Below are 12,074 nucleotides of genomic sequence, written 5' to 3'. Positions count from 1 at the left end.
TTGCAGAAGACAGGTGCAGGATATTAGTCAGACATTCAAACAAAACGTTGGATATCAGGCGCCTGTCTCATTTTCTGCCTAAAAATGCCTAGATGAGTGAATTCTTTCAGAAGCGCTTCGGGGCATATGACAGAGAAAGGAAGATATTATGCAAAAATCGTTTGGACGTAAAAAAGTGATCATGATGTTCCTGCTGCCGGCATTTATGGTGTACACCTTGTTTGTGGTAGTCTCTGTTGTCTGGGCAGGATATTACAGCCTTTTTGACTGGAGCGGCGTAGGGGAAAAGACCTTCTTAGGACTGAAGAATTACCTGCAGCTTTTTACAAATGACCCCACGTTTTGGGCAACGGTTGCACACACATTGATCTATACAGTGATCTGTGTTCTGATACAGGTATTCGGCGGACTGCTGTTTGCCATCTTTTTGAGCAGAGTGACAAAATTCAGGGCAGGACTGCAGACGTTATATTATGTACCTGTGGTGATCTCTTCCGTGGCGATCTGCCAGATATTTACAAAGCTGCTGTCTGTCACACCGCCCGGAGTTATCAACTCGGTATTGGGATTTTTTAACCAGGATCTCCTCTATATGGAGTGGATCTCCAATGACTCCCTCTCCCTTCTGGTTGCGGCATTTGTGGAGGGATATAAGTACCTCGGGCTTTATATGGTTATTTTTTATGCGGCTCTTATTGGAGTTCCGAAGGAACTGGAGGAAGCAGCGATCATGGACGGCACCAATGTGATACAGCTTTACAGACATGTGAAGATTCCCTATATCAGACCTGTTATCATTGCCAACTGTGTGCTGGTGTTGAACGGCTCCCTGCGCTCTTTTGATATTTCGTTCCTTCTGACAAAGGGCGGTCCCGGAAATTCATCGGAGCTGATGTCTACCTATATGTATAAGCAGGCATTTTCCAGTATGAAATACGGTTACGGAAGCGCAGTGGCCATGGCAATCGTGGCGATCTGTCTGATGGTTGGGTTTGTGTTCAGAAGAGTTACGGAAAGAGGTGAGGAAGCATGAATATGAAGACAAAAAAGAATCTGTTTACCGGATGCAAAGTGGCTGCAGGGGCGTTGCTGCTGATCTTCCAGGTATATCCTATCTTCTATGTTATCATGTCCAGTATGAAGACAACAGATGACTTCCGGCACCTGGCTTCCTATGCGTTGCCAAGGGCGGTTGACTTTAGTAATTATATTAAGGTATTTACCACAAGCCCAATGTTGACCTATTTTAAAAACAGCATAATCATCACAGTGGGCGTGCTGATCCCTCTGCTGCTCATAAGCTTTATGGCGGGGTTTGCTCTGAGTAAGATACAGTTTAAAGGAAACAAGAAAATATTGTCTTATTTCCTTCTGGGACTCATGCTGCCGTTTCAGGTGGCTCTGATCCCCCTGTTTACCATTTTCAGCAAGATGAACATGCTGAATACATATCCGGCCATCATACTGCCCCAGATCGCGTTTTCCCTTTCTTATTCCATTCAGCTTTTTTACTCTTTCAGTAAATTCCTGCCGGATGAGATAGTGGAGGCAGCCATAATAGACGGCTGTACACCTATGAAGACATTTTTCAGGATTATTTTCCCTATGTCTACAAATTCCATCCTGACAGTGGCAACCATGCAGGGTGTCTTTACCTGGAATGACTTTATCAATGCCTACACATTTACGCGTTCTACAGATATGAAGACCGTGACACTGGGGCTGAACGACTTTGTGGGATTTATGGGAACTACGGATTGGGGCGCGACTTTTGCGGCCATCACGGTAACAGTGCTGCCCACATTCCTGTTTTACTTTTTCACTAATAAATATATGTTAAGCGGACTGACAGCCGGAGCTGTCAAAGGCTAGAAAGAGAGGATTTGATCATGAATAAACTTTATTACCAATTTCCGGATACCTGGTTTGGAGACTGTATGCCCTTTGGATATAAGGATAAATTCTATCTTTATCATCAGAGGGATACCAGAAAGCCGGGGCCGTTTGGAGAACCCTTTGGCTGGGATCTGGCAACTACTTCAGACTTTGTGGATTATGAGGACTGCGGCGTGGCTGTGCCCAGAGGGACAGATGAGGAACAGGATCAGTTCATTTTTGCGGGCAGTGTATTTGAGGCAGAAGGAAAGTTTCACATCTTCTACACAGGATATAACCGGGACTATCCCGCACAGGGAAAAGCATCCCAGGTACTGATGCATGCGGTCAGTGATGATCTTCGCCACTGGACGAAAACCCAGGAAGCCCTCACCTTCTGCCCTCAGGAGGGATATGACCCGGATGACTGGAGAGACCCCTTTGTCATCTGGAACGAGGAGGCGCAGGAATACCTGCTCATATTAGGCGCCAGAAAGATTGGACCCAAGACAGAGCAGACAGGCCGCACGGTGAAATTTACATCAAAGGATTTGAAAAACTGGGAATTCAAAGGGGATTTCTGGGCACCCGGTCTGTACACCATGCATGAAATGCCTGATTTATTCAAAATCGGTGACTGGTGGTATCATATCATCTCTGAATACAGCGATAAAAATAAGATCATCTACCGTATGAGCAGGAGTCTGGAGGGTCCGTGGATCGCTCCTGTGGACGACGCCTTTGACGGAAGGGCTTATTACGCGGGAAGAACGTTCTGTCTGAACGGACAGAGAATCCTCTTTGGCTGGGTTCCCACAAAAGAGGACTGTGATGACCGGAAAAACTTTGAGTGGGCAGGAACCTTTGTGGCACATGAGATATACCAGCGGCAGGATGGAACCCTGGGGGTAAAGATACCGGATACTGTTTGGGAGGCTTTCGGGGATCGGGAGAGTCTTTCCGATGTGAAACTGGAAAGCCCATATGCCAGAACAGAAAAGATACTGGCAGAGGCGTGTGGAGATTTATACTCGTTTGAAGCTGATATTACATTTTCGGAGGGTACCAGATCCTTTGGTATCCGTGTGTTGGAGAATGAAAAGACTGCGCAGTCTTACCAGTACATCTTCCCTGTAGGGGAAAATAAATATGTGTTTGAAAAGAATCCAAACTGGCCCTGGTTCGGATGCATGAACATAGGGTTGGAACGGCCGATCACTCTTAGAGCAGGTGAGACATACCATGTGCAGATGATACTGGATGATACTATCGTGACATTATATGTGAACGGAGTAGCTCTTAACAGCAGAATCTATGAGAAGCCGGGGGATGCACTCAGTGTATTTGTCACAGACGGCACGATGGAGATCAGAAATATTTCCATTGCCAGAGGACTGGATCAGGCGTAACAGTTCAGACGTTAGATTCACTTCGCGCAGCATCTTTTTGAGATAAATGCCTTTCGGGACAGTGGCTGTAAATGATAACAAATTGTTATATACAATTTGCAAATGCTGATTTTTATATGGAATAATTCAATAGAGTGTGCTATAATCAAAACAGAATTCCTCTGCCTGTGCGGAGGATGTATATGAAGTAAAACAGAAAACTGGCACAGCTTTTATTTAAGGATAATTTTATGTTTGGCGCAGTTATGGTGAACGAGGAAATCTGCCGTGATTTTCTGGAGATGGCAGTGGGATTTCCCATCGAGAAGGTGGAGATCAGCAAAGAAAAAAGTATGATCTACCATCCGGAATACCGGGGGATACGGCTTGATATTATCGCCCGGGATGAAAACAGGACTCACTATAATGTGGAAATGCAGGTGGCAAAAAAATCCCATATAGGCAAAAGGGCCAGATATTATCACAGCCAAATGGATATGGAACTTTTACTGACCGGTGAGGACTACAGGGAACTCCCTGCAGCCTATGTGATTTTTATCTGTGATTTTGACCCCTTTGGGCAGAAAAAATACCGCTATACTTTTGAGAATATCTGCGCTGAGACCGGATTATCCATTGCAGACGGAAGTACGACTATTTTTTTGTGTACATGCGGGGATAATGAGGCAGAGACGCCTGAAGAACTTGTTAAATTTCTTAAATTTGTCAGGGCTGACACATCAGACAGTAACAGGGATTATCAGGACAGTTTTATCAGGAAGATCCAGGAATCCATGGAAGAGGTCAGAAGCAGCCGTGAAATGGAGGAGAAGTTTATGTTGCTGGAAGAACTGTTGAAAGATGAACGTGCGGAAGGCAGAACGGAAGGCAGAGCAGAAGGTAAAGCGGAATCCATCTTGTTTCTTCTGCAGGAGTCAGGTTCTGTGCCTGAGGAACTCAGGAGTAAGATCATGAATGAGCAGAACACGGATACCCTTTCAAAATATCTGAAACTGGCAGCACGTGCGGAGTCTATTACTGATTTTATGAAAGAAATAGATAAGATCTGAATAGTCTTAAAAAATATCTAAAAGGGATGCTGCGGTCACTTGTCCGCGGCATCCCTATCTGACAATTCTATGCCGTATCAGGCATATAACAAACCCTATGATTAAAATTTCATATAATGGGCAGAGGAATTCTGATAGCCAGTTTCCCTGAATTATGATAGTATAAAAGTGATCGTTCAGCACCCGTACATCGTCTTTGGAGATAAAACAGCAAACAATATATAGTAAATGTGAACCATGAGACTATCACATAAGTAAAGGAGAACGCATATGATGAAAAATTATGTAACAGGACTGCAGCATATTGGAATCCCTACAAATGACTTGAAAAAAAGTCTGGAATTTTATGAAAAGCTGGGGTTTGAAAATATTTACCAGGTGAAAAACGGGGCAGAGACTGTGGCCTTCCTCAGATATGAAAATCTTACACTGGAGATATATGAAAACGGTGCCGCACTGGAGCGTGACGGCAGTGTAGATCATTTTGCCCTTGACACAAAACATGTGGAAGAGCTGTATGAGAAAATGAAACAGGAGGGATATACCATGCTGACTCCCGGGATCAACAGCCTTCCTTTCTGGGAGAAAGGAATTAAATTTTTTATCGTTGAGGGACCGAACCGGGAAAGGATCGAATTCTGTGAGATCCTGTAGGAGGAGAAAAGTATGAGAAGAGCGGTATTTGGGATTGTGGGCGCTGGATGGCGGGCTGAATTTTTTCTGAGAGCGGCAAAAGAGCTTCCGGAATTTTTCAAGGTGAGCATTGTGGTGGAGCGGAATCCGGAAAAGGCAAAACGGCTGGAGCAGCAGTGGGGCGTTAAGGTCCTTCCTGATTTGGACGCGCTTGCCAAGTGCAGGGAAGAGGTGGAATTTGTGGTCCTGTGCCTCTCACCGGATGTCATGCCAGTGATGCTGGAAAAGGCTTCCGGGCTGGGGTTCTATGTGCTCAGTGAGACCTTTGCGCTGGAGCATGTGGACGCCATTGAAGAATATTATCACAGGATCAAAGAACCGTCCAAGGTTCAGTTTGCAGAGCAGTATTGGCTGCGGCCGGCCCATATGGCAAGGCTGGCGGCCATTGGATCGGGGAGGATCGGCAGTGTGACACAGGCGCAGGTTTCCGTGGGCCATGGATATCACGGTGTCAGCCTTCTCAGAAAATATCTGGATGTGGGATTCGAGAACTGTGAGATCAGGGCGTGGGAATTTGTAAATCCCATTGTGGAAGGCCCGGGACGCGCCGGATATCCGGACAAAGAGCGGATCATCCGGGACAGACAGCAGTTTGCGGTGCTTGATTTTGGCGGCAAATGGGGTGTGTTTGATTTCACGGAGGAACAATACTTCTCGAAAATCCGGGGCAGCAGAGTGCTGATCCGCGGTGAGAGGGGAGAGATAGAAAACAATACCATCCGCTGTCTGAAGGATCACAAAACCCCGGTGGAATACCAAATGACAAGAAGCGGTTCCGGAATAGACGAGGGGCTGGGTGCCCCTGCTATAGATGGCATACAGGCAGCAGGAGAATGGCTGTATCACAATCCGTTCGGAAGGCCGAGACTCAGTGATGAGGAGACTGCCGTGGCAGATGCAGTATGGAAAATGCACCAGTATGTATGCGGCGGCGAGAGCTTTTATTCCCTGGAGGAGGGCTGCCAGGATCAGTATCTGGACTGCATGATAAGAAGCGCTGTCAGGTCAGGGGAAAGTATCAGGACTCAGAGCCACAGTTGGACAGAATAAAAGGAGCAGCAGCAATGGAAAAGAAAGAACAACAGCATAAGCGCCGTGTCCGCTACAAAGGCACGCATCCCAGAAATTATCAAGAAAAATATAAGGAACTGCAGCCTGAAAAATACGCAGATACCATCCGGAAGGTCATTGAAAAGGGCAGTACGCCTGCAGGAATGCATATCTCCATTATGGTAAAGGAAATCATGGATTTTCTGCAGATACAGCCGGGTCAGACAGGCCTGGACGCAACCCTTGGATACGGCGGGCATACATCGGAAATGCTGAAATGCCTGCAGGGGGAAGGCCATATTTATGCCCTGGATGTGGACCCCATTGAGATGGAAAAGACGAGAGAACGGCTGCAGAAAAAAGGGTACGGTCCTGAGATCCTCACCATCATACAGAAAAACTTTGCGGATATTGACCAGGTGGCAGAACAGAACGGAAGATTTGATTTTGTTTTGGCAGACCTGGGTGTTTCTTCTATGCAGATAGACAACCCGGACCGGGGATTTTCTTATAAAACGGACGGGCCTTTGGATTTAAGGCTGAATCCCCAAAAGGGTGTTTCCGCGGCACAGCGTTTGAAAGAGGTGTCTCAGGAGGAGTTGGAGGGAATGCTCGCAGAGAATTCCGATGAGCCTTTTGCAAAGGAGATCTCAAGAGCCGTTATGCAGGAATTAAAAAAAGGAAATGAGGTGTCCACCACCACACAGCTTCGCAGGGTCATTGAGAAAGCACTTATACGAGTACCGGAGAAGGAGCGGGAGGAGGTTGTGAAGAAATCCTGCCAGAGAACCTTTCAGGCTCTCAGAATAGATGTGAACAGTGAGTTTGAAGTGCTGGAAGCTTTTCTGGAAAAGCTCCCTGATGTTTTGAAAGAGGGCGGACGCGCAGCAATCTTGACTTTCCATTCAGGGGAAGACAGACTTGTGAAAAAATCCTTTAAGCAGCTTTGTAGAGCCGGAATATACAGGGAAGTATCCACAGAAGTCATACGGCCGTCCGCAGAAGAGTGCAGAAGAAATCCCCGGGCAAGGTCCACAAAAATGCGCTGGGCGGTCAAAGCATAACAGCTTTTTGCAGCATGGCTGCCACAACTCTTTTTATCCTTTAACAGGATAGTCTGAGAGAAAGGAATTACTAAGAATCATGAGAATATTGAAAAGGCTGTTGTTGGCCGTTTGTTTGTTATTTCTACTGACAGCAGGCTGTATTTTTTATGCGTTTAAGATAGAACCGTTTCGGATAACCACGAATACCTTTGCCATAAATGAAGGGGGAAGCGGTTCAGTATCTGTAAAGATCATTCAGATATCAGATATTCATATAAAGGAAGACTACACTTACAAAAATCTGGAAAAAGTAGTGGATAGGGTCAACCGGCAGTCACCGGATTTTGTTGTCTTTACAGGAGATTTATATGATAACTATGCCAAGTACAGCGATGACAGCCACGTTATTTCTGCATTAAAAAAACTGCATGGGGAATATGGAAAGATCGCCATATGGGGAAATCGGGACTATGGCGGCGGTGCGGTGAGGAAATATCAGGAGATCATGGAACTTTCAGGATTTACATTACTCAAAAATGAGAATATGTCCATTACCATGGAGAATGGGAAAAAAATACTGTTTACAGGCTTGGATGATTCCCTGCTGGGGCAGCCGCTGATGCCGGATATTGCCGAAGCAAAAGCCGTGGATTTTAAGATACTTCTGACGCATGAGCCGGACAGTGTCCAGGAGTTTTGGGACACCGGCCATCCGCTGATACTGAGCGGACACAGCCATGGGGGGCAGATAAGGATTCCGTTTCTGCCCTTTGTAAATGAGAGAGCAGTGGCGGCAACCTCCCTTTCCTCCCGATACAGCGGCGGAATGTATCAGGTAGGAGAGAAGGGAACGCAGAAGCTGTATGTGAATACCGGGCTTGGGACTACCCATATTTCCGCCCGTTTTGGTGTAGTCCCAGAGATCACGGTGTTTGAGATCCATCTGTGATCTCTCCGCCGGTCTCAAAGAGGCGGTCTTTAAAATAATATTTTTTATCCTCATCCGTGATCTCTTTGATGACTCTGGCCGGGTTTCCCACAGCGACGCAGTTGTCGGGGATATCCTTTGTGACAACACTTCCGGAGCCGATCACCACATTGTTTCCGATGTGTACGCCCGGGTTGATGACCACATTGCCCCCTACCCATACATTATCGCCGATGGATATCCCGATGCCGTATTCCCAGCCGGAATTTCTGGTTTCCGGGTGAAGGGGATGGCCGGCGGTGTAGAGGGAGACATTGGGAGCAAACATAACATTTTTTCCAATGGTTACTTTTGCAACATCTAAAATAACGCAGTTGGCATTTGCGAAGAAGTTTTCTCCCACTTCTGTGTTGCAGCCGTAATCAAAGTAGATGGGCTGTTCCATCCATACATTTTGGCCGGTCTTTCCCAGCAGTTCCTTTAAAATGGCAACTCTCTTTTCTCCGTGGGAAGGGCGGCACTGGTTAAAATCAAAGCAAAGCTCTTTCGCCTTTGCACGTTCCCCGGCAAGCACAGTATCTGCCGGGTAATAGAGCATTTCTTTCAGCATACGTTCTTTTTGTGTCATGATCTGTTACCTCTCATAAATTCTTGTTATTTTCTGTATCTTGTTCTGTAAATCTTGTGAAAATTCACCAGGCAGAAGCCGCCACTTCCAGTTTTCACCCAAAGTAGACGGGGTGTTCATGCGGCAGTCATTGCCGAGACCCAGATAATCCTGCATAGGAATGATGCACAGGCGTGCGCAGCTTCCCATTACACGGCAGATGACCTCCCAGTAAAGACTTCGGTCCGCAGTGGTGTAGTCGTGGAGGTAATCCCGCAGCATCTCCTTTTCCTTCTCTGAAATATCCTGGTACCATCCGTTTAATGTGGCATTGTCATGGGTTCCTGTGTAGACCACAGAATTGACAGGATAATTGTGGGGCAGGTAGTCGCTGGCACAGCCGGTGTCCCTTGTGTCAAAGGCAAACTCAAAGACCTTCATGCCGGGGAACCCGCTTTCCCATACCATATGGCGCACAGAGTCCGTCACATAACCAAGATCCTCCGCGATCACATCTCTCCAGCCCAGGACTTCCTTCATCCTGTTAAAAATCTCAATTCCGGGGCCTTTTTCCCAGTGTCCGTTCCAGGCTGTGGTATCCCCGTAAGGAATGGAGAAATACTCATCAAATCCCCGGAAGTGGTCGATCCGGACCACATCATAGAGACGGAAGGTGTAGGAAAGTCGCTCCATCCACCAGGCAAAACCTGTGTTCCGGTGATGATCCCAGCGGTAAAGAGGATTGCCCCAGAGCTGTCCGTCCGCGGCAAAACCATCCGGCGGGCAGCCCGCTACCGCTGTGGGCACGTTGTCGTTGTCCAGTTGGAAGAGTTCGGGATGGGCCCAGGTATCTGCGCTGTCATAGGCAACATAGATGGGAATATCTCCGATGACCCGGATTCCCTTCCGGTTTGCGTAGGACTTCAGCTTCTGCCACTGGCATGTGAACTGGAACTGCATATATTTATAGAATTCAATATCAAAATACAATTTTTCCCTGTAATAGTCCAGAGCAAATCCATATCGCTTTCTGATATCCTCCGGCCATTTGTCCCAGCACTGGTCTTCAAAGAAATTCTTCACTGCCATGAAGAGGGCATAATCCTCCAACCACCAGGAATTTTCGGAGCAAAAAGCTAGGAAATCCTGATTCTGTGTGATATCGCTTCGCTCATATGCCATGCGGAGAAGCTTGAAACGGGCTTTGTATATCCTGCCGTAGTCCACGGCCCGCGGATTCGTTCCGAAGTCGGCAGTATCACACTCTTCCTGTGACAGTACACCCTGGCGGATCAAGACCTCCAAGTCAATGAAATACGGATTGCCCGCATAGGTGGAAAAGGACTGATAAGGAGAATCGCCGTAGCTTGTGGGGCCAAGGGGCAGGATCTGCCAGTATTTTTGTCCGGCAGCTGCCAGCTGGTCCACAAATGTATAGGCTTCTTTTGAAAAACAGCCGATTCCGAAGTCTGACGGAAGGCTGGATATGGGAAGTAAGATTCCGCTTTCTCTCATAGGTAAAACCCCCTGATTCTATTCAATACCGGCGGCTGTTTCTGACATAGGCATCCCGCCCGTATCTGATACGTGAAGCATCAGGCGGGCGGGATGGCTTTACCGCTCAGGCTTATGGGGTTATTTTATCATAGATGGAGCGGAAATGGAAACCTATTTCTCCAATTCCAGTACGATTGCCTGATAGCCGTGCAGGGTGATTACATTGTCTGCAAGGTTTAAGTCAGGATAGTTGTTGATCAGGACCTTTTTGCAGGCAGCAGGCAATTCTATGGTCTGCTCCTCGTTCTGATAATTGCCGATCACAAGCAGGTTCTTATGGCCTTTACGGAAATAAGACATAAGATTGTGGCGCTCTTCAAGATAAGGAACCAGTTCGCCATATACCACAGTCTCCTGATATTCAGGATTTTTTCTAAGAGCGATCAGCGCTTTATAGAAAGAATATACGGAGTTTTCATCATGTATCTGGGACTCAACATTGATCCTGGTGTAATTGGAGTTGAGTATGAGCCATGGTTTTCCGGTAGAGAAGCCTGCGTTTTTTGAGCTGTTCCACTGCATGGGGGATCTGGCGTTGTCGCGGTTGTAGGTTGCCATGATCTTCAGAGCCTCCTCCTCAGAAAATCCGGCTTCTAATGCTACATGGTACTGGTCAAGGGCGCTGATGTCATCCACTTCCTCTAGCGGGATCACACCCAGGTTTTCCATACCGATTTCCTGTCCCTGATAGATGAATGGAAGCCCCTTCAGCATGAAATACAGGGCAGCCAGCATTTTTTTACTGGTATCACAGCAGTCGCCCTCCGGGATGTAGTAGCTGACGCCGCGGGGTTCGTCATGATTTTCAATGATGTTTGATAAAAATCCTATATCCCCTACGCGTTTCTGGGAATGGAAGCAGCATCTCTTATAGTCGTCTGGCGTGATTTGTTTACAGTCGTACCATCCTTTTTCACTTTTTCCGAAAGAAGTCTGGGCAAAGTCAAACATGGAGGAAAAGTAGCCATTGTCACCGATAAAATCAGGGATTTCCTCTTCTTTTTCATTGAACACTTCACCGACCGTAAACGCATCGTGAGGTTTGAAGGTGCGGTCACGCATTTCACCCAGGAATTCACCTACGCCTGTGGCATCTTCCAGCATGTGGTCAATGAGACTCAGGCCGTCTGCACGGTCAACCGGGTAATCTTTATATGGAAGCTTTTTCTTGATGTTGATGATGGCATCGATCCGGAAACCTCCAAGTCCCTTGTCCAGCCACCAGTTGATGTTCTTGTAAACTTCCTCCCTGACAGCTTTGTTTTCCCAGTTCAGGTCAGGTTGTTTTTTGTGGAACAGGTGCATGTACTGCTTGTCAGGATGTCCGGGAAGGGGTTCCCATACGGAGCCGCCGAAGTAGCTTCTCCAGTTGCAGGGAAGTTCTCCTTCCTTTCTGTCCTCTATGTAAAAGAAATTGCCGTATTCCCCATCAGGGTCCGCGCAGGCTTTTTCAAACCATTGGTGTTCGTCGGAACAGTGGTTTACCACCAGATCCATGAGGATATACATACCGCGGTCTTCTGCCTCTTTCAGCAGGCGGTCCATATCTTCCATGGTGCCGAAGGACGGATCGATCTTATAGTAATCCGAGATATCGTAACCCTGGTCTGCAAAAGGAGATGCATAAATGGGAGAGATCCATATAATGTCCACACCCAAATCTTTTAAATAGTCCAGTTTGCTGATGATACCCGGCAAATCACCGATGCCGTCTCCGTTGGAATCATAAAAACTTTTTGGATAAATCTGATATGCTACTTTACCATGCCACCATTTTCTTTGCATGTTATATATACCTCCGTCTGATCGTTTGATTAATATGCGGCAGTCTATTGCCGGCTGACGAGGATAATTATACTG

11 protein-coding genes are annotated in these 12,074 nt (G+C 46.9%); 8 read left to right on the top strand and 3 right to left on the bottom strand.

All coding sequences use genetic code 11. The features are described 5' to 3' along the window. Positions 1-148 precede the first annotated feature (148 nt). The 8 genes from BLCOC_RS20720 (at position 149) to BLCOC_RS20685 (ending at position 8,071) form a co-directional block, all read left to right on the top strand. Positions 149-1,033, top strand: a complete 885-nt coding sequence (locus BLCOC_RS20720) for a carbohydrate ABC transporter permease (RefSeq protein WP_115623232.1) — start codon at positions 149-151, stop codon at positions 1,031-1,033. Positions 1,034-1,035: 2 nt separating this feature from the next. Beyond that, positions 1,036-1,872, top strand: a complete 837-nt coding sequence (locus BLCOC_RS20715) for a carbohydrate ABC transporter permease (RefSeq protein ID WP_115625454.1) — start codon at positions 1,036-1,038, stop codon at positions 1,870-1,872. A gap of 17 nt (positions 1,873-1,889) precedes the next feature. After that, a complete protein-coding gene (locus tag BLCOC_RS20710; protein ID WP_115623231.1) occupies positions 1,890-3,284 on the top strand; it encodes a family 43 glycosylhydrolase in 1,395 nt (464 codons plus the stop codon). A gap of 230 nt (positions 3,285-3,514) precedes the next feature. Beyond that, a complete protein-coding gene (locus BLCOC_RS20705) occupies positions 3,515-4,333 on the top strand; it encodes an Rpn family recombination-promoting nuclease/putative transposase (protein ID WP_165907179.1) in 819 nt (272 codons plus the stop codon). A gap of 270 nt (positions 4,334-4,603) precedes the next feature. Then, positions 4,604-4,987, top strand: a complete 384-nt coding sequence (locus BLCOC_RS20700) for a VOC family protein (protein ID WP_029468186.1) — start codon at positions 4,604-4,606, stop codon at positions 4,985-4,987. A gap of 12 nt (positions 4,988-4,999) precedes the next feature. Beyond that, the gene (locus BLCOC_RS20695; RefSeq protein WP_115623230.1) at positions 5,000-6,076 is read left to right on the top strand and encodes a Gfo/Idh/MocA family protein; all 1,077 of its coding nucleotides are present in this window, start codon (positions 5,000-5,002) and stop codon (positions 6,074-6,076) included. Positions 6,077-6,090: 14 nt separating this feature from the next. Further along, positions 6,091-7,140, top strand: a complete 1,050-nt coding sequence (rsmH, locus tag BLCOC_RS20690; RefSeq protein ID WP_115623229.1) for a 16S rRNA (cytosine(1402)-N(4))-methyltransferase RsmH — start codon at positions 6,091-6,093, stop codon at positions 7,138-7,140. Between the two features lie 79 nt (positions 7,141-7,219). Then, the gene (locus tag BLCOC_RS20685) at positions 7,220-8,071 is read left to right on the top strand and encodes a metallophosphoesterase (RefSeq protein WP_115623228.1); all 852 of its coding nucleotides are present in this window, start codon (positions 7,220-7,222) and stop codon (positions 8,069-8,071) included. Here BLCOC_RS20685 and BLCOC_RS20680 read toward each other — a convergent pair. From BLCOC_RS20680 to BLCOC_RS20670, 3 genes are all read right to left on the bottom strand, one after another. After that, the gene (locus BLCOC_RS20680; RefSeq protein ID WP_115623227.1) at positions 8,046-8,678 is read right to left on the bottom strand and encodes a sugar O-acetyltransferase; all 633 of its coding nucleotides are present in this window, start codon (positions 8,676-8,678) and stop codon (positions 8,046-8,048) included. The genes BLCOC_RS20685 and BLCOC_RS20680 overlap by 26 nt on opposite strands. Before the next feature lie 6 nt (positions 8,679-8,684). Further along, positions 8,685-10,172, bottom strand: coding sequence for a 4-alpha-glucanotransferase (gene malQ, locus BLCOC_RS20675; RefSeq protein WP_115623226.1), 1,488 nt, complete (start codon positions 10,170-10,172; stop codon positions 8,685-8,687). A gap of 153 nt (positions 10,173-10,325) precedes the next feature. Beyond that, complete coding sequence (locus BLCOC_RS20670; RefSeq protein ID WP_115623225.1) at positions 10,326-11,999, bottom strand: alpha-glucosidase; 1,674 nt, start codon at positions 11,997-11,999, stop codon at positions 10,326-10,328. Between the last annotated feature and the right edge of the window lie 75 nt (positions 12,000-12,074).

Source organism: Blautia coccoides (assembly GCF_034355335.1).
Classification (GTDB): Bacteria; Bacillota; Clostridia; order Lachnospirales; family Lachnospiraceae; genus Blautia; species Blautia producta.
Note: the sequence above shows the minus strand (reverse complement) of the source record. Positions and strands in the feature narration are given on the sequence as shown.

Coding starts and splice junctions, on each gene's coding strand:
- BLCOC_RS20685 (WP_115623228.1), top strand. CDS start 7,220: ATGAGAATATTGAAAAGGCTGTTGTTGGCCGTTTGTTTGTTATTTCTA.
- BLCOC_RS20705 (WP_165907179.1), top strand. CDS start 3,515: ATGTTTGGCGCAGTTATGGTGAACGAGGAAATCTGCCGTGATTTTCTG.
- malQ (WP_115623226.1), bottom strand. CDS start 10,172: ATGAGAGAAAGCGGAATCTTACTTCCCATATCCAGCCTTCCGTCAGAC.
- rsmH (WP_115623229.1), top strand. CDS start 6,091: ATGGAAAAGAAAGAACAACAGCATAAGCGCCGTGTCCGCTACAAAGGC.
- BLCOC_RS20715 (WP_115625454.1), top strand. CDS start 1,036: ATGAAGACAAAAAAGAATCTGTTTACCGGATGCAAAGTGGCTGCAGGG.
- BLCOC_RS20720 (WP_115623232.1), top strand. CDS start 149: ATGCAAAAATCGTTTGGACGTAAAAAAGTGATCATGATGTTCCTGCTG.
- BLCOC_RS20670 (WP_115623225.1), bottom strand. CDS start 11,999: ATGCAAAGAAAATGGTGGCATGGTAAAGTAGCATATCAGATTTATCCA.
- BLCOC_RS20680 (WP_115623227.1), bottom strand. CDS start 8,678: ATGACACAAAAAGAACGTATGCTGAAAGAAATGCTCTATTACCCGGCA.
- BLCOC_RS20695 (WP_115623230.1), top strand. CDS start 5,000: ATGAGAAGAGCGGTATTTGGGATTGTGGGCGCTGGATGGCGGGCTGAA.
- BLCOC_RS20700 (WP_029468186.1), top strand. CDS start 4,604: ATGATGAAAAATTATGTAACAGGACTGCAGCATATTGGAATCCCTACA.
- BLCOC_RS20710 (WP_115623231.1), top strand. CDS start 1,890: ATGAATAAACTTTATTACCAATTTCCGGATACCTGGTTTGGAGACTGT.